This is a genomic window from Aeromonas sp. 61P, from assembly GCF_051919545.1.
Taxonomy (GTDB): domain Bacteria; phylum Pseudomonadota; class Gammaproteobacteria; order Enterobacterales; family Aeromonadaceae; genus Aeromonas; species Aeromonas veronii.
Genome location: NZ_JBQBEL010000001.1, coordinates 1,345,001 through 1,366,433, shown reverse-complemented (window position 1 = coordinate 1,366,433; position 21,433 = coordinate 1,345,001). Strand labels below are relative to the sequence as shown.

Below are 21,433 nucleotides of genomic sequence, written 5' to 3'. Positions count from 1 at the left end.
CTGAATGCCGCTTCGATTAGGAGAAGCAGGCCTGCAGCACGTAGAAGATGGCGATAGCCAGAATGGCACCGGCAGGCAGGGTGATGATCCAGGAGACCACGATGTTGCGCAGCACCCCTAGGTTCAGCGCCGCAATACCGCGCGCCAGACCGACACCCATCACAGCACCGACCAGAGTCTGGGTGGTGGAGATGGGCAGACCGGTACCGGAGGCAATCACCACGGTCGCGGCCGTGGCCAGCTGGGCGGCGAAGCCGCGGCTCGGGGTCAGGTGAGTGATGCCGGTACCGACCGTCGCCATCACCTTCTCGCCCATGGTCGCCAGACCGATCACGATACCGATACCGCCGAGGGGCAGGATCCACCAGGCAATGGCTGCCTGACTGGAAATCTCGCCACCGGAAGCCACGATAGAGGCCACCGCAGAGAGCGGGCCAATGGCGTTGGCCACGTCGTTGGAGCCGTGGGCAAAGGCCATGGCACAGGCAGTGATCACCATCAGGATGCCAAACACCTTCTCCACGTTGGCGAAGTGCATCTTGCTGTCATCCTGCGGGTTGTACTTCTGGCCGCGAATGTAGATCCAGCCGGCAAACGCCACTGCGATGGAGATGGCGATGGAGAGCAGAATGCCCTCGCCATCGCTCAGGTGCAGACCGACGTGGGTCAGCCCCTTCTTGATGGTCACCAGACAGATCACCAGCGCAGTCAGGAACATGTAGAACGGCACATAGCGCTTGGCGTTGTTCAGGGGATCATCGGTGTTGAAAATAAGCTTCTGCACGCTGATGAACATGAAGTAGGCGATAACACCTGAGATGGCCGGGGTGATGACCCAGGAGCCGACGATGCCGCCAAACTTGCTCCACTGCACCGCTTCCGGGCCAATGCTCACCACCGCAAAACCGACGATGGCGCCGATGATGGAGTGAGTGGTAGAGACGGGCCAGCCGAAGTAGGAGGCGAGGATCAACCAGGCGCCCGCCGCCAGCAGGGAGGCGATCATGCCGAGCACCAGCAGGTCCGGGCTATCGACAAACGCATTGCTGTCGATGATGCCGTTACGGATGGTGGCCGTCACTTCGCCACCGGCCAAATAGGCACCGGCAATTCGAAGATCATGGCAATGATGATCGCCTGACGGATGGTCAGGGATTTGGTGCCGACCGATGTTCCCATGGCGTTGGCCACGTCATTCGCGCCAATGCCCCAAGCCATCAAAAAGCCGAACAAGGCCGCCACGAGCACCAGAGTGGTGCCGTAATTCGCGATAATGTCCATTAGTAGTGTTTACCCAGTCAGTCGATTACGAACGAGCCAGCATCAGTTCCAGACGGGCGCCTACGCGCTCGGCCTGATCTGCCAGGTCACCTACCCATTCGAGGATCTTGTAAAGGAACATCACATCGATCGGATTGTAATTGTGCTCAACCGCTTGCAGCTGTTGGCGCAGTTCGATCTGCATGGTGTCTGTATCGTCCTCGATCAGATCCAGCTGGTGGATCATCTCGGCAACCATTTCCACTTCCCGTCCTTTGAAGCCGGTCTCGAGCAGCTCGTCGAGCTCCCCGATCGCTTTCTCGGCCTGAGCGGTCGCATCAATACAACGTTTGAGGTAAGCCATGAAATCCGTCCGCATTTCGGCGGGGAACTCCATGCGACGGCCAAGCATGCGGCCGGAGATATCCTTGGCACGGTTGGCAATCTTGTCTTGCTGGGTCAACAGCTCCAGCAGGTCGGTACGTGCAACCGGCAGGAACAGGCCGCGAGGCAGTTTCAGACGGATTTCACGCTTGAGGGTATCTGCCTCTTTTTCCAGTTGGGCGATCTGCTGCCGGATCTTCTCGGCATCTTCCCAACGGTCTTCGGCAACGGCGTCAAAGAATGGAACCAACTGCTGGGAGCACTGGTGAACCTTGACGATATGCTTCTGCAGCGGCTTGATGGGGGACTTGGCAAAAAGCCCCAAAATAGTATTTACTGGCATGGCCAAACCTGTGTCGGTGAAAAAACACTCGATACGATTTTATGAGGCGCGCATGGTAACCGAACTGCGCCCTCAATTAAACCGCGAATTAATCTAGTCGTCTCGCGGGCATTATATCCCCGCGACCCGAATCCTGCCCCCCAAAGTTGCCTGCCAGCCCGGAATGACTATGCAAACTGAGATCGAGATAAAGTTTTTTGTCGCCCGCGACATTCAAGCCAAGTTATCCAACCTGCTGAATTCTCTTGAGATTAAAGAATCGTCACAACAGCAGCTCGGCAACGTCTATTTCGATACGCCGACCCTGGCTCTGCGCCAGCTGGAGATGGGACTGCGGATCCGCCGCTGCGATGCCTTCGCCGAGCAGACCATCAAATGCCGTGGCCAGGTGGTGGGCGGCCTGCATGCCAGACCCGAGTACAACGCTCCCGTGAGCGGCGATCTGCCGACCCTCTCGGCCTTTCCCGATGAAATTTGGCCGACCCTGACCGAGCGTGACCACATTCAGCAGCAGCTGGTCGCCCAGTTTCGTACCGACTTCCTACGCCGCCATTGGCTGATCGCCTTCGAGGGGGCCGAGATTGAGCTGGCCTGGGATCAGGGAGAGATCGTCGGCAGTCAAGGCAGCACCACCATCAACGAACTGGAACTGGAGCTCAAATCAGGCGCTACCGCGGCGCTGTTTGCACTGGCCCGGCGCCTTGCCAGGATCGGCGGGCTGCGCCTTGGCGCCCAATCCAAGGCCCAGCGCGGCTATCGACTGGCCGGGCTCGGCAAACCGCTGGCTCTGCAGGCGCTGGTCGAACATGAAGGTATGGATGGCATAACGGGGGTAAGCGAGGGGCTGCGTCACTGGCAGCATCACGAGCAGCTCTGGCTGGAGCATCCTCAGGATAAAGGCATTCAACAGCAGGCACTCGCAGCCCTGTGCCAGGGGATCGATCTGGTCGCCCGCGGTGCGGCCACGCTGCCACAACCCGCACCTTGGCTGCCAGCTCTGACCAGCCTGCACGCCCATCTGCAAGCCGAATCGGACGAGCAAAACGAGTGGCCTGCCGAACTGGCCGATCTCTTCCTCTATCCGGCGTATGTCGAGTTGCAGCTGGCCATCGCCGCCTGGCTGCATCACGCAGCCTGAGTGGTGCGATGTCGTAAATAAAGGCCAGAAACAAAAGCCAAAAACAAAACGGGTGAGCCTTGGCTCACCCGTTTTGCATTACAGCAGGTTGAGCTGCTGCATGGCGCTGCGAATGCGCTCGCGAGTCGCCTCCGACAGCGGCATCACCGGCAGGCGACACTCCTCGCTGCAGAAACCGAGTAGGGAAGCGGCATATTTGGCACCGGCCGGGCTCGGCTCGGCAAACATCGCCTGATGAAGCGGAATCAGCTGGTCTTGCAGTTCACGCGCTTCTTGCCACTTGCCGGCCAGCGTGAGGTTCTGCACCTCGGCCACCAGCTTGGGGGCCACGTTGGCGGTCACAGAGATACAGCCCTGACCACCGCCGATGTTGTAGGCCACAGCCGTGGCATCTTCACCGGATAGCCAGGCGAAAGGCTTTTTGATCAGCTGGCGTTCGGTCCAGGGGCGCGCCAGATCGCCAGTCGCGTCTTTCACCCCGGCAATGCGCGGCAGTTCGGCCAGACGGGCCAGGGTCGCGGGCTGCACATCGACAATGGCGCGCGGCGGGATGTTGTAGACGATGATCGGCTTGGCAGTGGCATCGTGTACCGCCTTGAAGTGGTGGTAGAGCCCCTCCTGATTGGGACGGTTGTAGTAACCGGCCACATGCAGGGTGGCATCGGCGCCCACCCGCTCTGCATGGAGGGTGTACTCGATGGCTTCGACCGAATTGTTGGAACCCGCCCCGGCGATCACCGGAATACGGCCAGCGACCTGTTTGACCACCAGCTCCACCACCCGGCAGTGCTCGTCGTGGGTCAGGGTCGGACTTTCCCCCGTGGTACCCACCGGCACAATGCCGTGAGTGCCCTGTTCGATATGCCACTCCACCAGACGCAGCAGCGCCTCTTCATCCAGCTTTCCCTGTCGAAACGGGGTGATCAACGCAACGATTGAACCTTGAAACATGGGATCTCCTTCTCCTAAATGACGCGCATATGGCAATAAAAAACCCCGGTACGATGTGCGCAACCGGGGTTTGAAGCTTCTCAGGGATGAGAGGTTACGCGCGAACGTCGGCAGGCCCGAATTTCAGGCTTTTTTTGTGCTTTCGTTTCAACCCGTTGAACCGCATTTCGTCATCTCTGGTCAAAAAAATGGTGTCTGGGCATATTTCGGGAACACGGCATAAATGTCAAGGCGAAAGGGGCTATGTATAATGGCCGCCCAAAATTGCGTGGAGAGACCCGATGAGCAGCCCAATCAGTGCCGTCAGCCAGATGCTGGAACGAAACCAAGCCCTCTTTGTCGGCAAGCGGCTACTTGTCTGCGGCGCGCTGGAGGATGACTACCCCCGCCAACTGGCGAGCCTGGCCCGGACCCTGACCGTCTTTACCACCGATTACTGCTACTACCGCAGCCAGCAGGCCGTCCTCGGCGAGGCTATCCTGTTCGACCACCAGCTAGGTGGTGCCCCCCGCTTCGATGCCCTGTTGCTGCTGATGCCCAAGGCCAAGGCCGAGGCACAATATCTGCTGGCCATGATGACCCCCTTGCTGGAAGCGGGTGCCGATCTGTTCCTCGCCGGTGAAAACCGCGGCGGCATCAATGGCGCCGACAAGCTGCTGGCCCCCTATGGCGAAAAGCCGATCAAGCGCGATTCGGCCCGCCGCTGCTCCCTCTATCACGGTGAGCTGAGCAAGCCGGTTGACCCCTTCAATCTGGATAGCTGGTTTGGCCGCTATCAGTGCAAGGCGGGTGATACCGAGCTAACCGTGCTGGCGCTGCCCGGCGTCTTCAGCGCCGCCGAGCTGGACCTCGGCACCCAGATGCTGCTGGCCGCCGTGCCGCCGATGAAGGGCGAGCTGCTCGATTTCGGTTGTGGCGCCGGAGTGATTGGGTCTGTGCTGGCCAAGCGCAATCCGGATCTGCAGGTCAACATGGTGGATATCAGCGCGCTGGCGCTCGAATCGAGCCGCCGCACCCTGGCGATCAACGGTCTGCAGGGCAAGGTCACCGCTTCCGATGTCTATTCGGATGTCTCCACCCGTTTCCAGCACATCGTCTCCAACCCGCCATTCCATGCGGGTCTCAAAACCTTCTATGCGGCGACCGAGCAGTTCCTGGCCAAGGCGCCGGCATTTTTGCTGCCAAATGGTTCGCTGACCATTGTTGCCAACGCCTTCTTGCGCTACCAGCCTATACTGGAGACACACTTCAAACGGACTGAAGTGATCAGCAGTGATGCCAAATTCAAGGTCTATCTGAGCAAAATGTAAATAAGTGTAAGCAGCACAATAAAACAGCTAGAGAGCGCCATCCGGCATCTGATAAGGTATTAAGCACACGATAAAAACCACCCCTTTAGGGGTGTTTTTATAGCGAACATTGAAAACCTTTTCATGTTGTTAATTCAGGGAGAGAAATACGATGGCAGGCATTTTGACCATGATCCTGGCTGGTGGCGAAGGTACTCGCCTGCAGCCTCTGACCACTACCCGCAGCAAGCCTTCCGTCCCCTTTGGTGGCAGCTACCGGCTGATCGACTTTGTCCTCAACAACTTCGTCAACGCCGACTTTCTGCGCATCTATGTACTGACCCAATTCAAATCACAGTCCCTCTACCTGCACATGAAGAAGGGGTGGAATATCGTCGGCATCACCGACCGCTTTATCGACCCTATCCCGGCCCAGATGCGCATGGGCAAACGCTGGTATGACGGCACCGCCGATGCCATCTACCAGAACCTCGGCTTTATCGAGCGGGCCGAACCGGATCATGTCTGCATCTTCGGCTCCGACCACATCTACAAGATGGATGTAAGCCAGATGGTCACCTTCCACAAGCAGAAGAACGCCGCCATGACGGTCGCGGCACTTCGCATGCCCATCGAAGAGGCGAGCGCCTTCGGGGTGATCGAGGTGGATACCGAAGGGCGGATGATCGGCTTTCAGGAAAAGCCGAAGCAGCCCAAGCACATTCCCGGCGATCCGACCCAGGCGCTGGTCTCCATGGGCAACTACATCTTCGAGACCGATGCCCTCTGCCGCGAGTTGAAGCGGGATGCCGCCGAAGAGAACTCCAGCCACGACTTTGGCAAGGATGTGATCCCGAGCCTCTACCCGCGCGCCCCCGTCTATGTCTATGACTACAGCACCAACGTCATCCCCGGCGAGAAACCGCACGTCTACTGGCGGGATGTGGGCACCCTAGACTCTTATTGGCAAGCGCACATGGACCTGGTGGCCGACAATCCCCCCTTCTCCCTCTATAACCGCAAGTGGCCCCTGCACACCCACTATCCAGCGCTGCCGCCGGCCACCTTCATCGACAGCGACGAGTGCAAGGTGAAGATCGCCAACTCGCTGATCTCCGCCGGTTGCTTCATTCAGGGCAGCCAGATCCAGCGATCCATCCTCGGTTTCCGCTGCAATATCGGCGCGTGCAGCCATATCAGTGAATCCGTGCTGCTGGGGGATGTGAAGATTGGTGAAGGGTGCTCCATCCGGCGCGCCATCATTGATAAAAACGTTGAAATTGCGCCCGGCACCGTTATCGGTGAAAATCTGGACCACGATAGAGAGCGATTTACCGTATCCGAAGGCGGTATCGTGGTGGTACCTAAGGGAGCAAGAGTTGGCTATTAACCCACTGAAAATCCTGTTTGTTGCCTCGGAAGTTGAGGGGCTGGTCAAGACCGGGGGCCTGGCCGATGTCGCCAGAGCCCTGCCGATGTACCTGGCCCAGAAGGGGCATGACGTCAGGATCATGCTCCCCTTCTACAAGACGATAAAGCGACGGGATGAGGCCAGACTGGTGGCGTCACGCTGGTTGCCAACCCACCCCGGGCTGCCTGATATCGGTTATCGCATCTACCAGATGGAGCTGGATGACGTCTGCGTCTATCTGCTCGACAGCCCGCAATATTTCGATCGTCCCCAGCTCTACGCCGAGAACAATCAGGCCTATCCGGATAATGGCGAGCGCTTTGCCTTCTTCTCGGCCGCGGCCCTCCATGCCTGCGAGCAGCTCGGCTTTGCCCCGGATATCGCCCACTGCAATGACTGGCACACCGGCCTGCTGCCACTGCTGCTGAAAACCCGTCACGCCCACAACCCCTTCTTTCAGCGGACCCGCAGCGTGATCAGCATTCACAACGCGGCGTTTCAGGGGGTGTTTGGCCGCGAGCAGTTCTGGGCCATGCCCGAGATCGCCGACTACGAACGCCGCATCAACTACGACTACGGCCACGTCAATCTACTCAAATGCGGGGTGCTCTACGCCGACAAGATCAATGCGGTCAGCCCCAACTATGCCCAAGAGCTGCTGACTCACCTCGGCGCCCACGGCATGGCGCATATCTTCCAGCAACGGGCCGCGGATCTCTGTGGCATCCTCAACGGCTGCGATTACAAGGACTGGGATCCGGAGTTCGACGAATTCCTGCCTGCGACCTACAGCATCGACAACATGGCTGGCAAACAGATCTGCAAAGAGAGCCTGCAACAGGAGGCGGGGCTGGCCGTGGCGGACTTGCCCATCTACGGCATGGTTTGCCGCCTGACCGAGCAGAAGGGCGTTCCCCTGCTGCTCCCTGCGCTGGAGAAATTCCTCCACCATCAGGTACAAGTGGTGATCGTCGGCTCTGGCGATCCTGCGCTCGCCACGCAACTGCAAACCATGGCCCGGGATTATCCGGGCAAGCTCGCCTTCATCAACACCTATGACGATCGGCTGGCTCATCTGGTCGAAGCCGGTGCCGACTTCTTCCTGATGCCCTCTCTGTTCGAGCCTTGCGGCCTCAACCAGATGTACAGTCTCGCCTATGGCACCCTGCCACTGGTGCGCGCCGTGGGTGGTCTGAAAGATACCGTGGTGGATTGGGATGCCGATCCCGAGCATGCCACCGGCTTCTGTTTTAACGATCCGACTGCCGCCATCCTGCTCGATACCATGCGCCGCAGCCTGCTCTATTTCCTGCAGGACAAAGAGCGTTTTACCAAGGTACAGCGCAATGCCATGAGCACCCGCTTCAACTGGCCTGACTCGGTCACCCAGTATGAACGGATGTATCAGAGCGCATTGGGCCGTTACTGAACGCCAAACGTCAGCTGATTGCTGAAGTTTTGTACCCTTGGCGCCACTTTGAGCGTCAACAGCGAAAAAAGTCCCCTTTGGCTGTTGACGCTCCCCCAAAACTCTATAGAATCCCCCTCCGCAGTGATGCGAAGGTGGCGGAATTGGTAGACGCGCTAGCTTCAGGTGTTAGTGTCCCACGGATGTGAGGGTTCGAGTCCCTCTCTTCGCACCAATACTGCCATGCTGATTCAGCAGCATGTAAATCCAACTAGAAAACCCGAATGTGCGAAGGTGGCGGAATTGGTAGACGCGCTAGCTTCAGGTGTTAGTGCCCCCCGGGTGTGAGGGTTCGAGTCCCTCTCTTCGCACCATGCTTCTCCAGACAGCATGTAAATCAAAACTGGTAACACAATGTGCGAAGGTGGCGGAATTGGTAGACGCGCTAGCTTCAGGTGTTAGTGTCCCACGGATGTGAGGGTTCGAGTCCCTCTCTTCGCACCATGCTTTATCCAGACAGCATGTAAATCCAGACTGGAAACCCGAATGTGCGAAGGTGGCGGAATTGGTAGACGCGCTAGCTTCAGGTGTTAGTGCCCCCCGGGTGTGAGGGTTCGAGTCCCTCTCTTCGCACCATGCTTCTGACATGTAAAAACAGAGCAATGCGCTCCAACCGCATTTAAAAACCAGCTGGAGAAAATCAGTGTGCGAAGGTGGCGGAATTGGTAGACGCGCTAGCTTCAGGTGTTAGTGTCCCACGGATGTGAGGGTTCGAGTCCCTCTCTTCGCACCATTCATTACGCAAAAGGCCCATCACGAAAGTGATGGGCCTTTTGTTTTTACTCCTTGTTATGGCTATGCTTTTGACGACTCACCGCTCATCGTCATGCCAAGGAACGCATATGATACTGGATACCGACATTCACAACTTTTACGAACATCTGGTGCTCAAGGAGATTGAGAAACAGGGGCTGCAGCAAAAGCTCAACAGCGATCAGATGGCCGACCTCTGCTGCCTCACCCTCAACCAGCTTCCGGCCCACTATATTCGCCACAATGTCGACATGATCTACTTCCTGACCGACGCCAAGCGCACCGAAATGGAAAAGCTGGTGGTCGAATCGCTCAAGGTGGCACAGCAGAAGATCAAGCAGGCTCCCGTCAAAAGCTCATAACCAGGGCTGCTGCCAGAGCAGGGTAACGATACCGGTCAACCCGGCCACTGGCAGCAAGATCAAGGCGGGCCGCAATCCGGGCTCCAGCATCACCCAGGCAGCCAGCAGAAAACCGGCACTCCAGGTGCCGTACTCTTTATCCTGACCCCATGCGAGTACGGCCACCGCCACCAGCAACATCATACCCCGCAATATCCAGCGCATTGTTTTCTCCCCAACCAACAATTGATAATAATTATCATCTTCATCTACTGGGGATGCAAGTGGCGTCACGGGCAAGCTTCGTATGTGGCCCTTTGTGTCAACAGGCCGCTCAAAAACGGGTTATGAGATCAACTAATTTGTGATTTTTTCAATCAAATGTGCATTTTTGCCAATTTGATGGGGCTTTAACCCGCCGGGTTTGTGGTAGATTGCGGCCTCTTTTTGGGTTGCCCCCTCGGGATCGATGTATCCACAGGACGAGAGGGAGTGACCTTGGCGAGCAAGAGTTTAGGAAGTATCTATGCAAAACCAACAAAACCACATCCGACTACCGGGCATGGCACAGGTATTTGCCTGTCTGGCCATTTTCCTGGCCCTGGCATTCTCGTTCACCAGCGTGCTCGATCTGCCGATCCAGCTGGCGTTGTTCATCGCCTGGTTCGTCATCATGGGGCTTGGCATCAAACTTGGCCACGATTACAAATCCCTGGAACAGGCAGCCGTTGACGGCGTTGCCAAGGGAATGGGGGCCATCCTGATCCTGGTCTCCGTCGGTGCTCTGGTCGGCACCTGGATTGCCGGTGGCATAGTCCCCAGCATCATCTACTTCGGCCTCAAGGTGATTCACCCGTCCATCTTCCTGCTGGCAACCCTGATCATCTGCTCCCTGACCTCGCTGGCCACCGGCACTTCCTGGGGCTCTGCTGCCACGGCCGGCATCGCCATGATGGGGATCGGCCACAGCCTCGGCGTGCCTGCGCCGCTGGTAGCCGGTGCCGTGCTCTCCGGCGTCTACTTCGGTGACAAGCTCTCTCCGCTCTCCGACTCAGTAGTGCTGGCCTCTACCATGTCCAACGTCGATGTGGTGGAGCATATCAAGGGGATGCTGCCCATCAGCCTGCTCTCCTATGTCATCACCGCCGTACTGTTCACCGTGGTGGGCATGCAGTATTCGGGCAACGTCAGCCTGGAGCAGGTCAATCTGGTGATGGAGGCCCTCGACAGCCAGTTCAACATCACCCCGCTGGCCATAGTGCCGGTGGTGCTGGTACTGGGCCTGTTGGCCATTCGCAAGCCTGCCTTCCCGGTGATCAGCTTCGGCGCCCTGCTAGGCCTGATCTGGGCCATCGCCTTCCAGGGCATGGATCCGGTCAAGGCGATGCACTCGGCTTATAGTCCATTTGCCATCACCTCCGGCATCGATTTTATCGACAACATTCTCGGTCGCGGTGGCATGGAGTCCATGCTGGGCTCGGTCGCGGTCATCATCTTTGGTCTCGGGTTTGGCGGCCTGCTGGAGAAGGTCGGTATTCTGGAAGTGATCGCCAGCGCCTTCGAGAGGCGCATCAACAGCGTCGGCAGCCTGACCAGCCACACCATCGGCACCGCGTTTCTGGCCAACGTGTTTGGCTCGGCCATGTATGTGTCGCTAATCCTGACCCCCAAGATCATGGCCAAAAACTACGACCGACTGGGACTGGCGCGCAAGAACCTCTCTCGCAACGCCGAGTTTGGCGGCACCCTCACCTGCGGCATGGTGCCCTGGAGCGACAACGGCATCTTCATGGCCGGGGTGCTGGGGGTGGCAACCCTCGACTACCTGCCCTACATGTGGCTGAGCTTCACCTGCATCATTGTGACCATCACCCTCGCCTATATGGGCAAGGCAGTGAACCGGATCCCGCTGGTCGCGGCGGCAAGCTCCCGCTAAGCCATCCTGAAACAACAAAGGCGCCATCGAGGCGCCTTTATCGTTTTAGAGAAATGCTGTTTGATGGCGTTCACTGATCACCACAAACAAAAACAGCCCTCGTTGCCGAGAGCCGTTTCATCAGACCGATAATGCCGATCAGATGGAGAAGCTGGAGCCACAGCCACAGGTCGTGGTGGCATTGGGGTTGGTCACGGTGAAGCGTGAACCTTCCAGACCCTCGGTGTAATCCACACTGCCGCCTACCAGATATTGCAGGCTCATGGGATCGATCACCATGGTGACGCCATTCTTCTCGACTACGGTGTCCCCGTCGTTGATCTTCTCATCAAAGGTAAAGCCATACTGGAAACCGGAGCAGCCCCCACCCGTGATGTATACCCGCAGCTTCAGCTCGGGATTCTCTTCCTCGGTGATCAGGTTCTTCACCTTGTTGGCCGCCGCATCCGTCATCTGGATGGGCAACGGGGCTTCTGCTACTGCACTCATTACTGACCTCACAACCATTAGATCCACAAACATGGAAACCGCGAAATTATCCAATACCCGACCATTCAGTTCAAGTATTCACCACGTTTAACCGGCCGCGGGAACCGGAGCAGGCGGTGCAGCGACCAGCGGCTTGATCACCTCACCCCACTCAACCAGCAGCTCTTGCGCCGGTTGCCTGCCGTCCTTGTTGATGGTGACACGGATCCGATCCGGCACAAAGCCTTCCGGCAACTGCCAATTCCCTTCCAGCAGCTGGAAATAACGCAGGGCATAACGCCACTCGCTCACCTTCATTCCGAGATCGCGACCGGTCAGCGTCTTCGGCTTGTCAGCCAGGCTCCCCTCGACCCGGATCTGCACCTGACCACGGAACAGCTCCCGCTTTTTGGCGGGCTGGGTCAGGGCGAGACGATAGTGGTAGCGACCGGGAATGCTGGTCTCCTGCAGGGTCAGGTTGTCGATCACTACCCCCACCTGTTCGCCGGTGGGGCGCATGATCCGCTCGAAAAAGGCCAGCTGGCGTTTGAGCTCCTGCACCTGCGCCTCCTGACTCTTCAGGGTGGTCTGCAACTGCTCAAAGGCCGCTTTCTGGGTCGCCAGCTGGGTATCTTTCACCCCCAATTCGGTCTTGAGCTGGCCGATGGCCTTGCCCTGACGATCCAGCGTCTCCTGCTGTACCACCAACAGACTGCTCTGGGCCAGCTCCTGACGGTTACCGACAAAGTAACCGATGAGCCCGCCAACGGCTAACACGACCAATAACTTCAATAGATTGGACATAGCCCCTCATCCCGTTATCACGCCATTTACGGCAGCGCCTCTCCCTTCACTATACCGCCCGGACCGGGGTCACAGGCGATAAAGGGAAAAATTAACTGGCCGTGGCGCTGCCATCACCCCGCTTTTGACGCGCGGCAAGCCGTAAAGTTCGCTCCAGGATCTGGGAATAGATGGGCCGGCCACCCAGCCACTGGGCAACCAGAGTCGCCCCGACCGTGGTAATCATCATCGGCAGGATCAGCTGATAGTTGTCGGTCATCTCGGTGACCAGCACGATACCCGTGATGGGGGCACGCACGGTGGCAGCAAACAGCGCCCCCATTCCGGCGATGGCAAAGGCGCCGGGCTCGATGCCAAGCTCCGGAAACGCCGCATGAAACAGATGGCCAAACACCACGCCAAACAGGGTGCCCAACGCCAGGGTCGGCGCAAACACCCCGCCCGGGGCACCGGAGCAGAAGCAGATGAGGGTCGCGACCAGCCGCACCGAAAAGATGAGGAACAGGGTTGCCATCGCATACTCATCCCCCATCAGATGGGGAATAAGCTCGGTGCCGCCCCCCGTCACCGAGGGGGCGAACAGCGACAGCACACCAAACGTTCCGGCGACCAGCATGCCGATGGCCACGAAACGGTGGCGCTTGTTCTGATGCAACGCCAGATAGCCATCCTGACAGGCCAGCACCAGCTTGTTGAAGACAAAACCGAGCACCCCGAAGGTGGCCCCCATAAAGAGGAACAGCCAGAGTGCCTTGAGGGCGGGCGCATCGTAGTGGGGCAGAGTGATCACCGCCCCCTGGCCTTTCATGTTCTGCAACATCAGGGTCGCCATGATGGCGGAGATCCCCACCGCCTTGATGGCCAGAAAAGAGTAGCGAAACTGCGGCCGCATCTCCTCCATTACGAACAGGATGCCCGCCAGCGGCGCATTGAAGGCTGCCGCCAGACCGCCCGCCGCACCGGCGGCCAACAGGGCGTGGCCATGCTCCTTGGGCAACCGGAAGATATCAGCCACCATCTTGCCGAGGTTGCCGCCGATCTGTACCGAAGGCCCCTCCCGCCCCAGCACCATACCGGAGCTCAGGGTACAGATGCCGCCGAAGAACTTGACCGGCAACACTCGCCACCACCGCACCGGGCGCAGATCGTCCATCGCCCCCTCGATCTCGGGAATGCCGGAGCCGCCCGCTTCCGGGGCAAAGGTATGAGTGAGGAAGTAACCGACAAATCCCAGCAAGGCGCTGAAGCCAAAGCCAAGCAGACCGAGCTGCCACCAGGGACGGTCTGCCAGCAAGGCGATACGTTGTTCTGCCAGCCAGTGGACACCAGATTCGAACAGACCGCACACCAGTCCGGCCAGGGTGCCGACCAGGGCCGCCAGCAACAGCACCAGCAAGGGCATCTTGTCTTGCCGGATAATGCGGGAAAGCGGCCCCCGCGCAGAGGTATCGGCTTCAGAGGAGAGAGCTTGTTGCGCCATCTTGTTACACCAACTTGGAAAAACCATATCGTCAGCTAGCTGAGATCAGGATCACCCGGCGCGTTGCTCGGCTGCCCAGAGCTGGGGCTTTCTGCTATAGTCGGCCCGTTAAATTTTTGTCACGGGAGCAGACCGAGAGTCCGGGTGGCGAGAGCGCAAAGCATACTCCTGATGCTCCGGCCTGCCGAGTCTCAATCGGCTGCAATCCCTTGTGTGACGACCAAAATCCCATTAAGGATGATCCATGTCAAAATCAGATCAGCTGTTTGAACAGGCCCGCCAGACCATTCCGGGTGGCGTCAACTCACCGGTCCGCGCCTTCAATGGGGTCGGCGGCACGCCCCGCTTCATCGATCACGCCGATGGCGCCTATCTCTATGATGTGGATGGTCAGGCCTACGTGGATTACATCGGCTCCTGGGGCCCCATGCTGCTGGGTCACAACCACCCGGCCATCAAGGCTGCCGTCATCAAGGCGGTGGAAAAAGGGCTGAGCTACGGTGCGCCGACCGAGATCGAAGTGCTGATGGCCGAGAAAGTGCGCCAGATCGTCCCCTCCATGGAGCAGGTGCGGATGGTGAACTCCGGCACCGAAGCCACCATGAGCGCCATTCGTCTGGCCCGTGGCTACACCGGCCGCGACAAGATCGTCAAATTCGAGGGTTGCTACCACGGCCACGCCGACTCCCTGCTGGTCAAGGCCGGCTCCGGCGCCCTGACCCTGGGTCAACCGAACAGCCCGGGCGTTCCGGCCGATTTCGCCAAACACACCCTGACCTGCGTCTTCAACGATCTGGATTCGGTGCGTGAAGCCTTCACCCAGTACGGCAACGAGATTGCCTGTATCATCGTCGAGCCGGTGGCTGGCAACATGAACTGCATCCCGCCGGTACCCGGCTTTCTGGAAGGGCTGCGTGCCATCTGCGACGAGTTCGGCGCCCTGCTGATCCTGGACGAAGTGATGACCGGATTCCGCGTCTCCTTGCGTGGTGCCCAGGGTCACTACAACATCGACCCGGATCTCACCACCCTCGGCAAGATCATCGGTGCTGGCATGCCTGTTGGCGCCTTCGGCGGCAAGAAGAAGGTGATGCAGCACATCGCCCCGACCGGCCCTGTCTATCAGGCGGGTACTCTCTCCGGCAACCCGGTGGCCATGGCAGCCGGTCTGACCATGCTGGATCTGCTGCTGGAGCCAGGCCTCTATGAGCAGCTGAGCGCCAAAACAGCTCGTGTTGCCGAGGGACTGAAGGCAGCCGCAGCCAAACACGGTATCCCGCTCGCCATCAACTATGTGGGCGGCATGTTCGGCTTCTTCTTCACCGAAGAGAACGAAATCACCCGCTACGAGCAGGTTACTCGCTGCGATATGGAACGCTTCAAGCGCTTCTACCATCTCATGCTGGAAGAGGGCGTCTATCTGGCGCCGAGCGCCTACGAGGCGGGCTTCCTGTCATTGGCTCACGGCGACAAGGAGATCGAACATACCCTGGCTGCCGCCGAGCGCAGCTTCGCCAAGCTGGCTGGCTAAATCGCCGCTGGTGGTCGCAAAGGGCCCGTCATGGGCCCTTTTCTATCGCAGTACCTTCATCACCACACAGCTCTTCGATACGCCCAGTTCTGGTGCATTCCCCCATCATCATCCGCCGATTTGTCATCCTCTGGTGCAACTTGCCCTGCCATCCCTGTCATAAAGCAGGCCCACTATTTGCACATTCACCACAAGAGCCCACGTCACCGAGGTCCATATGGCAGAGATGAGCCCCATCGATGTGCTGCGGCGCTATCAGGAGTATCAGGAGGAGTTGACCCCGCTACTGCAGGGGCTGCTCAGCGCCCCCCTTGTCTCGCTCAAGGGGTATCCCTTTGTGGTCAGCATTGACCACTATCAGGGGCCGATGTGCATCCAGCCTGCGGCACCGGCCGCCCATAACCGGCTGCACCTTATCGTGCAGGGGCAAGGACGGGAGATCACCGTCTGCCTGAATCAGTTGATTGGCTGGTTGATGGGAGACAGGGAGCGCCGCCGCGCCATGCCCTGGTTCAAGGCGGTCTATGTGGTGCTCAGCATGGCGCTGTTTTTGATCGTCGCCACCCTGATCTGGCACGGGCTGGAGCAGCTCTACCAGCTATTGTGCGGCGAGCAGCAGAACCAGCTCGGCGCCTTTAGCGCCATCATCTTCCTGACGCTGGCACTGGCGGTGTTCGATCTGGGCAAGACCATTCTGGAAGAGGAGGTACTACTGCATAAGGATATCTTCCGCCACAGCGCCATTCGCCGCACCATCACCCGCTTTATCGCCGCCATACTGATCGCGGTCTCCATCGAGGGGCTGTTGCTGCTGTTCAAAGGCTCGCTCGGCCAGAGCGAGCTGCTCTGGCCAGCGGTCGGAGTGATGGGGTGTGCGGTGGGTTTGCTGCTGGCGCTTGGCCTCTATGTTTTTCTGGGGGCCAAGGCCGAAGCGGCACTGGTACAGGCTAGCCTGCGCTCTCCACCGTCAGCTGCACAGGGGAGCGACGCGCCGCCCGCCAGGAAGCGTACATAGTCCAGGAGGTATAGATGACGATAAAGGCAACCAACCACTTCAGCATCTCCATATCCATGGATTTGACCAGCATGGCTGCCAGCACCACACCGATGGGGCCGAAGATGGCCACCGCCAGCACGGCTTTGGCATCAAACGCCCCTTTGCGGATAAAGGTGCCTGCGGAGAAGACGCTGAGCACGGCGGTGGAGCCCATCATGATCGGAAACGCCGCCAGCGGATTCATCCCCAGCAGATAAACCAGCGTCATGCAGGGGGCAAACAAGCCGATACCGACATTCATCAGCACTCCGAAGATGAAGTTGCCAAGCAGGGCGATCGCCAGCTTGTAGCCGCTGAGCCCCATCGCATCGCCGCCTACAGGGAAAAGCCCCAGCAGACCGGCAAAGATAAGCCCTGCAACGACCAGTAAGGAGATAGCCATCACCAACCGGATGGTCTGCCGATCAAACGAGGCCACATGGCGAGCGCCCCAGGCTGCGCCCGCTGCGGCGGCCATCATCATGCTGATCAGCGTCAACGGCTCCACCGCTACTGCGCCGACGAAGATCAGCGACTGAGTCACGGTCGGCAGCACGCACTGCCCATTGAGGGTACCCGGCAGCACCCGATCATCGATCAGCTTGAACTGCTTGTAGCAGGCGGTCTTTACCGCAAAGCTGCCCACCCCCAGGGTATCGAGGAAGTTGGCAACCCCACCGATCAGCGCCACCGGCCAGAAGGGGGTCGCCTCAAAGGATCCACTCTGCTTCTTCCGCCAGCAGGCTTGCACCAGCATAAAGATGAATACGAGGCCTCCGGCTATAAAAACCAGCCGTAAAATATCAACTAACATAGGGGTTTCTCCTGCAACGGGCGGCGATTCTAAGGCAAGCAGCAGAAAAAATCTTGACCGGAATTAAGCAATGCTCACGACACGCCTCTGCAAGGTGAAATATTTATCAATAGACTCCGAACGACTCTGCTAATACTTGTTACTGAGGCCAACAGGCCGGGTCCTGAGCACGTTGTTATGGTCCTTTCGCGACGACCACTTGTGCCAAAGGACATAATAAAAAAGAGGGCCGGTAGTGATACCGACCCTCTTTCTGTATCTGGCCGGGGCGCTGGGCACTCGACCATGACAACCGCTTATTGAATGCTCTTGCCGGCACGCACGTCCTTGATAAACCCCTTCAGGCTGGCCAGATCACGGGGAGCACCGCGCAGGATCTGATCACCGATGATGAAGGCCGGGGTACCGGAGATACCGAGCGCTTCAGCCAGCGCACGGTTGGTACCGAGGTTCTGGTCAATGCTGCCATCCTTGATCTTGGCTTCCACCTTGCTCCAGTCCACACCGGCCGCCACAGCCAACTGCTTGACCTGTGCTTCATCAGCGAGCGGGCCCTGATGGCTATAGAGCTTCTCGTGGAACGCCTGGTACTTGTCAGGCTGACCCAGCTGGACCGCCAGCGCAGCACGAGCGGCGAAGTAGGAGGACTCGCTCAGAATGGGGAACTGCTTGTAGATGTACCGGATGTCTTTATCTTCCGACATCAGCTGCTTGACCAGCGGATGGGCCCGTTTGCAGTAACCGCAGTTGTAATCGAAAAACTCCACAATGGTCAGAGATGCCTTCGGATTCCCCATCTCGGGATCCTGATTGGCATAAAGCTGCTTGGAGTGAGCCTTGATCAGCGCCTTGTCACTCTCGGCCTGCTGGCTCTCCTGCTTGGCACGCAGGGCATTGGACATCTCGACCAGGATCTCGGGATTCTTGACCAGATAGTCGCGAACGATTTGCTCGACATCGCTTTTGGTCAGCTCGCTTGCATGTACCGGCGTCGCCAGCAGGGTCACGCCAGCCAGCGCGCAAAACAGGGCATTTTTAATAGTCATAACGTTATCTTTCAGAGGATATGATAGAGGCCACTATAGTGGTTGAGTCTGTTTTCAAGTCAAGCTATCTGGCCAAAAAAGCGCTTGATGCGCCCTGATTGCCACTTTTTCATGTCATTTCGCGCAATTAACCAGCAATCAAACCGGACAGGGATTTACAAGCCGGATCAGCATGGTAATATTCGCCGCACTGCTGCGGAGGGGTGGCAGAGCGGCTGAATGCACCGGTCTTGAAAACCGGCGATGGGCGACCATCCGTGGGTTCAAATCCCACCTCCTCCGCCATTCATACCGAGCCTATGCAACCATGTTGCGTGGGCTTTTTATTTGCCTGCGATTTGCCACTCCTCATAGATCTCAACACATTAGTCTTCTTCAACTCCTTTCTTGATCTTCTCACCTGCGAGCTAAATAGCTGCCACAAGATCACCTACCAACATCGAACCTCTGAGTTCCTGCGCGTTTCCCTTCCCAATTCCTTATTACCCCAAACAACAAGGACCCAAAGCAGCAACCACTGCGCCTACGTGTTAGCACAGCCAACACACTCTCTGGCATAACGTCAGTGGGCGACTAACAAAATCATGGACAAGCAGAGGGCTCAAAAAAGAAAGACTTCAGCTAACACAGGACGCAGATGCCCAGGAAAGATCGCAAGCAAGAGATCGTGGCGTACAGGCGAGCATAGGATTCGTCGGTCATGACTACGCCAGAGCCGCCATACAGAGCGACAGCGGTTCAAGAGTACCAAGCGGAACATCAGGCTATTTGTGGAACCAGAAAGCAGCGGCGAGTAACAATAAGAACAGAGGAAAGGAGATAAGGCCGATCAAAAATCAGGCTGCTTTCTGAGTTTCAGTTAATAAAAAACCCCGCTCGATGAGCGGGGTTCTTAAATTGAGTGCCTGGCAGTGTCCTACTCTCGCATGGCGAATGCCACACTACCATCGGCGCTACCGCGTTTCACTTCTGAGTTCGGCATGGGATCAGGTGGTTCCACGGCGCTATGGCCGCCAGGCAAATTCTTCAATCCAGAAAGCTGACGTGAATAACGATGTTGCTCGTGGCTTGTCGTTATCACTGAATTAGTAGTTCGCTTGGTATTTGCTACAAGCCTTAGAACACTTCTTGGGTGTTGTATGGTTAAGCCTCACGTAATTAGTACGGGTTAGCTCAATGCATCGCTGCACTTACACACCCCGCCTATCAACGTTGTGGTCTCCAACGGCCCTTTAGGACCCTCAAGGGGTCAGGGATGACTCATCTCAGGGCTCGCTTCCCGCTTAGATGCTTTCAGCGGTTATCGATTCCGAACTTAGCTACCGGGCAGTGCCACTGGCGTGACAACCCGAACACCAGAGGTTCGTTCACTCCGGTCCTCTCGTACTAGGAGCAACTCCCTTCAATCATCCAACGCCCACGGCAGATAGGGACCGAACTGTCTCACGACGTTCTGAACCCAGCTCGCGTACCACTTTAAATGGCGAACAGCCATACCCTTGGGACCGACTTCAGCCCCAGGATGTGATGAGCCGACATCGAGGTGCCAAACACCGCCGTCGATATGAACTCTTGGGCGGTATCAGCCTGTTATCCCCGGAGTACCTTTTATCCGTTGAGCGATGGCCCTTCCATTCAGAACCACCGGATCACTATGACCTACTTTCGTACCTGCTCGACCTGTCCGTCTCGCAGTTAAGCTGGCTTATGCCATTGCACTAACCTCCTGATGTCCGACCAGGATTAGCCAACCTTCGTGCTCCTCCGTTACTCTTTGGGAGGAGACCGCCCCAGTCAAACTACCCACCAGGCACTGTCCGCGAGCCCGATTCAGGGCCCTGCGTTAGAACATCAAACATACAAGGGTGGTATTTCAAGGACGGCTCCAGCGCAACTGGCGTCACGCCTTCAAAGCCTCCCACCTATCCTACACATGTAGGTTCAATGTTCAGTGCCAAGCTGTAGTAAAGGTTCACGGGGTCTTTCCGTCTAGCCGCGGGTACACCGCATCTTCACGGCGAATTCGATTTCACTGAGTCTCGGGTGGAGACAGCATGGCCATGGTTACACCATTCGTGCAGGTCGGAACTTACCCGACAAGGAATTTCGCTACCTTAGGACCGTTATAGTTACGGCCGCCGTTTACCGGGGCTTCGATCAAGAGCTTCGCTTGCGCTAACCCCATCAATTAACCTTCCGGCACCGGGCAGGTGTCACACCCTATACGTCCACTTTCGTGTTTGCAGAGTGCTGTGTTTTTGATAAACAGTCCCAGCCATCTGGTCACTGCGACTCCCGACAGCTCCATCCGCAAGGGACTTCACCATCAAGAGCGAACCTTCTCCCGAAGTTACGGTTCTATTTTGCCTAGTTCCTTCACCCGAGTTCTCTCAAGCGCCTTGGTATTCTCTACCCGACCACCTGTGTCGGTTTGGGGTACGATGACTTGTAATCTGAAGCTTAGAGGCTTTTCCTGGAAGCAGGGCATCAATGGCTTCCACACCGTAGTGTGTTCGTCTCGTGTCTCAGTGTTGTGTCTCCGGATTTGCCTGGAAACACCACCTACGCACTTTCACCAGGACAACCGTCGCCTGGCCCACCTAGCCTTCTCCGTCCCCCCATCGCAATTACAAGTCGTGCAGGAATATTAACCTGCTTCCCATCGACTACGCCTTTCGGCCTCGCCTTAGGGGTCGACTCACCCTGCCCCGATTAACGTTGGACAGGAACCCTTGGTCTTCCGGCGAGGAGGCTTTTCACCCCCTTTATCGTTACTTACGTCAGCATTCGCACTTCTGATATCTCCAGCATACCTCTCGATACACCTTCGCAGACTTACAGAACGCTCCCCTACCACTCACACATAAGTGTGAATCCGCGGCTTCGGTGCCTGGTTTGAGCCCCGTTACATCTTCCGCGCAGGCCGACTCGACTAGTGAGCTATTACGCTTTCTTTAAATGATGGCTGCTTCTAAGCCAA

At 57.8% G+C, this 21,433-nt stretch carries 16 protein-coding genes, 6 tRNA genes, 2 rRNA genes and 1 pseudogene (1 of these 25 only partly in view); 14 read left to right on the top strand and 11 right to left on the bottom strand.

The window, feature by feature from the left end; genetic code table 11:
• Nucleotides 1-16 precede the first annotated feature (16 nt).
• Together ACTG2O_RS06715 and ACTG2O_RS06710 are read right to left on the bottom strand one after the other, a co-directional pair.
• Nucleotides 17-1,281: pseudogene (locus ACTG2O_RS06715) on the bottom strand (inorganic phosphate transporter).
• Nucleotides 1,282-1,306: 25 nt separating this feature from the next.
• Nucleotides 1,307-1,987, bottom strand: a complete 681-nt coding sequence (locus tag ACTG2O_RS06710) for a TIGR00153 family protein (RefSeq protein ID WP_439975494.1) — start codon at nucleotides 1,985-1,987, stop codon at nucleotides 1,307-1,309.
• A gap of 169 nt (nucleotides 1,988-2,156) precedes the next feature.
• Here ACTG2O_RS06710 and ACTG2O_RS06705 point away from each other — a divergent pair, with 169 nt between their 5' ends.
• Nucleotides 2,157-3,125, top strand: coding sequence for a CYTH domain-containing protein (locus tag ACTG2O_RS06705; RefSeq protein ID WP_231720290.1), 969 nt, complete (start codon nucleotides 2,157-2,159; stop codon nucleotides 3,123-3,125).
• A 78-nt stretch (nucleotides 3,126-3,203) separates the two neighbouring features.
• On the opposite strand, the gene dapA is transcribed toward ACTG2O_RS06705, so the two are convergent.
• Nucleotides 3,204-4,076: a 4-hydroxy-tetrahydrodipicolinate synthase gene (gene dapA / locus ACTG2O_RS06700; RefSeq protein WP_439975493.1), complete on the bottom strand. Its 873-nt coding sequence runs from the start codon at nucleotides 4,074-4,076 to the stop codon at nucleotides 3,204-3,206.
• A 281-nt stretch (nucleotides 4,077-4,357) separates the two neighbouring features.
• Between dapA and rsmC the strand changes: the two genes are divergently transcribed.
• The 9 genes from rsmC (at nucleotide 4,358) to ACTG2O_RS06655 (ending at nucleotide 9,359) form a co-directional block, all read left to right on the top strand.
• A complete protein-coding gene (gene rsmC / locus ACTG2O_RS06695; RefSeq protein ID WP_439975492.1) occupies nucleotides 4,358-5,386 on the top strand; it encodes a 16S rRNA (guanine(1207)-N(2))-methyltransferase RsmC in 1,029 nt (342 codons plus the stop codon).
• Nucleotides 5,387-5,537: 151 nt separating this feature from the next.
• Nucleotides 5,538-6,755, top strand: coding sequence for a glucose-1-phosphate adenylyltransferase (gene glgC / locus ACTG2O_RS06690; RefSeq protein ID WP_005340236.1), 1,218 nt, complete (start codon nucleotides 5,538-5,540; stop codon nucleotides 6,753-6,755).
• Nucleotides 6,745-8,205: a glycogen synthase GlgA gene (gene glgA, locus ACTG2O_RS06685; protein ID WP_236285764.1), complete on the top strand. Its 1,461-nt coding sequence runs from the start codon at nucleotides 6,745-6,747 to the stop codon at nucleotides 8,203-8,205. The genes glgC and glgA overlap by 11 nt, the downstream gene beginning before the upstream one ends.
• Before the next feature lie 128 nt (nucleotides 8,206-8,333).
• Nucleotides 8,334-8,419 (top strand) — tRNA-Leu (locus tag ACTG2O_RS06680).
• Nucleotides 8,420-8,472: 53 nt separating this feature from the next.
• Nucleotides 8,473-8,558 (top strand) — tRNA-Leu (locus ACTG2O_RS06675).
• Between the two features lie 44 nt (nucleotides 8,559-8,602).
• Nucleotides 8,603-8,688 (top strand) — tRNA-Leu (locus ACTG2O_RS06670).
• A gap of 46 nt (nucleotides 8,689-8,734) precedes the next feature.
• Nucleotides 8,735-8,820 (top strand) — tRNA-Leu (locus ACTG2O_RS06665).
• A gap of 71 nt (nucleotides 8,821-8,891) precedes the next feature.
• Nucleotides 8,892-8,977 (top strand) — tRNA-Leu (locus ACTG2O_RS06660).
• 109 nt (nucleotides 8,978-9,086) lie between these two features.
• On the top strand, nucleotides 9,087-9,359 hold the full coding sequence (locus ACTG2O_RS06655; RefSeq protein ID WP_005343036.1) for a late competence development ComFB family protein: 273 nt from the start codon (nucleotides 9,087-9,089) through the stop codon (nucleotides 9,357-9,359).
• Here the strand turns inward: ACTG2O_RS06655 and ACTG2O_RS06650 are convergent.
• Complete coding sequence (locus ACTG2O_RS06650; RefSeq protein WP_005357820.1) at nucleotides 9,354-9,563, bottom strand: hypothetical protein; 210 nt, start codon at nucleotides 9,561-9,563, stop codon at nucleotides 9,354-9,356. The two genes, ACTG2O_RS06655 and ACTG2O_RS06650, sit on opposite strands and share 6 nt — an antisense overlap.
• Nucleotides 9,564-9,864: 301 nt before the next feature.
• Between ACTG2O_RS06650 and nhaC the strand changes: the two genes are divergently transcribed.
• Nucleotides 9,865-11,274 (top strand): Na+/H+ antiporter NhaC, encoded by a 1,410-nt coding sequence (gene nhaC / locus ACTG2O_RS06645; protein ID WP_019446455.1) that lies wholly within the window; start codon nucleotides 9,865-9,867, stop codon nucleotides 11,272-11,274.
• A 138-nt stretch (nucleotides 11,275-11,412) separates the two neighbouring features.
• On the opposite strand, the gene erpA is transcribed toward nhaC, so the two are convergent.
• The 3 genes from erpA to clcA form a co-directional block, all read right to left on the bottom strand.
• Nucleotides 11,413-11,763 (bottom strand): iron-sulfur cluster insertion protein ErpA, encoded by a 351-nt coding sequence (erpA, locus tag ACTG2O_RS06640; RefSeq protein WP_005340225.1) that lies wholly within the window; start codon nucleotides 11,761-11,763, stop codon nucleotides 11,413-11,415.
• Nucleotides 11,764-11,850: 87 nt separating this feature from the next.
• Nucleotides 11,851-12,546: a DUF6776 family protein gene (locus ACTG2O_RS06635; RefSeq protein ID WP_005343032.1), complete on the bottom strand. Its 696-nt coding sequence runs from the start codon at nucleotides 12,544-12,546 to the stop codon at nucleotides 11,851-11,853.
• Between the two features lie 91 nt (nucleotides 12,547-12,637).
• A complete protein-coding gene (gene clcA, locus ACTG2O_RS06630; RefSeq protein WP_019446454.1) occupies nucleotides 12,638-14,026 on the bottom strand; it encodes a H(+)/Cl(-) exchange transporter ClcA in 1,389 nt (462 codons plus the stop codon).
• Between the two features lie 244 nt (nucleotides 14,027-14,270).
• Between clcA and hemL the strand changes: the two genes are divergently transcribed.
• On the top strand, nucleotides 14,271-15,557 hold the full coding sequence (gene hemL, locus ACTG2O_RS06625) for a glutamate-1-semialdehyde 2,1-aminomutase (protein WP_139494971.1): 1,287 nt from the start codon (nucleotides 14,271-14,273) through the stop codon (nucleotides 15,555-15,557).
• A gap of 217 nt (nucleotides 15,558-15,774) precedes the next feature.
• Nucleotides 15,775-16,572 carry a hypothetical protein gene (locus ACTG2O_RS06620; RefSeq protein ID WP_439975491.1) on the top strand — a complete coding sequence of 266 codons (798 nt, stop codon included), beginning with the start codon at nucleotides 15,775-15,777 and terminating at the stop codon, nucleotides 16,570-16,572.
• On the opposite strand, the gene ACTG2O_RS06615 is transcribed toward ACTG2O_RS06620, so the two are convergent.
• Nucleotides 16,505-17,407: a sulfite exporter TauE/SafE family protein gene (locus ACTG2O_RS06615; RefSeq protein ID WP_064338862.1), complete on the bottom strand. Its 903-nt coding sequence runs from the start codon at nucleotides 17,405-17,407 to the stop codon at nucleotides 16,505-16,507. The genes ACTG2O_RS06620 and ACTG2O_RS06615 overlap by 68 nt on opposite strands.
• 296 nt (nucleotides 17,408-17,703) lie before the next feature.
• On the bottom strand, nucleotides 17,704-18,453 hold the full coding sequence (locus ACTG2O_RS06610) for a DsbA family protein (RefSeq protein ID WP_139461907.1): 750 nt from the start codon (nucleotides 18,451-18,453) through the stop codon (nucleotides 17,704-17,706).
• A gap of 197 nt (nucleotides 18,454-18,650) precedes the next feature.
• On the opposite strand from ACTG2O_RS06610, the gene ACTG2O_RS06605 reads away from it, so the two are divergent.
• Nucleotides 18,651-18,738, top strand: a tRNA-Ser gene (locus tag ACTG2O_RS06605).
• A 618-nt stretch (nucleotides 18,739-19,356) separates the two neighbouring features.
• On the opposite strand, the gene rrf is transcribed toward ACTG2O_RS06605, so the two are convergent.
• Together rrf and ACTG2O_RS06595 are read right to left on the bottom strand one after the other, a co-directional pair.
• Nucleotides 19,357-19,471: ribosomal RNA gene (gene rrf / locus ACTG2O_RS06600) — 5S ribosomal RNA — on the bottom strand.
• A gap of 121 nt (nucleotides 19,472-19,592) precedes the next feature.
• A 23S ribosomal RNA gene (locus ACTG2O_RS06595) occupies nucleotides 19,593-21,433 on the bottom strand; it runs 1,047 nt beyond the window's last position.

Coding starts and splice junctions, on each gene's coding strand:
- ACTG2O_RS06635 (WP_005343032.1), bottom strand. CDS start 12,546: ATGTCCAATCTATTGAAGTTATTGGTCGTGTTAGCCGTTGGCGGGCTC.
- ACTG2O_RS06610 (WP_139461907.1), bottom strand. CDS start 18,453: ATGACTATTAAAAATGCCCTGTTTTGCGCGCTGGCTGGCGTGACCCTG.
- ACTG2O_RS06615 (WP_064338862.1), bottom strand. CDS start 17,407: ATGTTAGTTGATATTTTACGGCTGGTTTTTATAGCCGGAGGCCTCGTA.
- glgC (WP_005340236.1), top strand. CDS start 5,538: ATGGCAGGCATTTTGACCATGATCCTGGCTGGTGGCGAAGGTACTCGC.
- ACTG2O_RS06655 (WP_005343036.1), top strand. CDS start 9,087: ATGATACTGGATACCGACATTCACAACTTTTACGAACATCTGGTGCTC.
- erpA (WP_005340225.1), bottom strand. CDS start 11,763: ATGAGTGCAGTAGCAGAAGCCCCGTTGCCCATCCAGATGACGGATGCG.
- nhaC (WP_019446455.1), top strand. CDS start 9,865: ATGCAAAACCAACAAAACCACATCCGACTACCGGGCATGGCACAGGTA.
- clcA (WP_019446454.1), bottom strand. CDS start 14,026: ATGGCGCAACAAGCTCTCTCCTCTGAAGCCGATACCTCTGCGCGGGGG.
- ACTG2O_RS06620 (WP_439975491.1), top strand. CDS start 15,775: ATGGCAGAGATGAGCCCCATCGATGTGCTGCGGCGCTATCAGGAGTAT.
- rsmC (WP_439975492.1), top strand. CDS start 4,358: ATGAGCAGCCCAATCAGTGCCGTCAGCCAGATGCTGGAACGAAACCAA.
- ACTG2O_RS06710 (WP_439975494.1), bottom strand. CDS start 1,987: ATGCCAGTAAATACTATTTTGGGGCTTTTTGCCAAGTCCCCCATCAAG.
- dapA (WP_439975493.1), bottom strand. CDS start 4,076: ATGTTTCAAGGTTCAATCGTTGCGTTGATCACCCCGTTTCGACAGGGA.
- ACTG2O_RS06650 (WP_005357820.1), bottom strand. CDS start 9,563: ATGCGCTGGATATTGCGGGGTATGATGTTGCTGGTGGCGGTGGCCGTA.
- hemL (WP_139494971.1), top strand. CDS start 14,271: ATGTCAAAATCAGATCAGCTGTTTGAACAGGCCCGCCAGACCATTCCG.
- ACTG2O_RS06705 (WP_231720290.1), top strand. CDS start 2,157: ATGCAAACTGAGATCGAGATAAAGTTTTTTGTCGCCCGCGACATTCAA.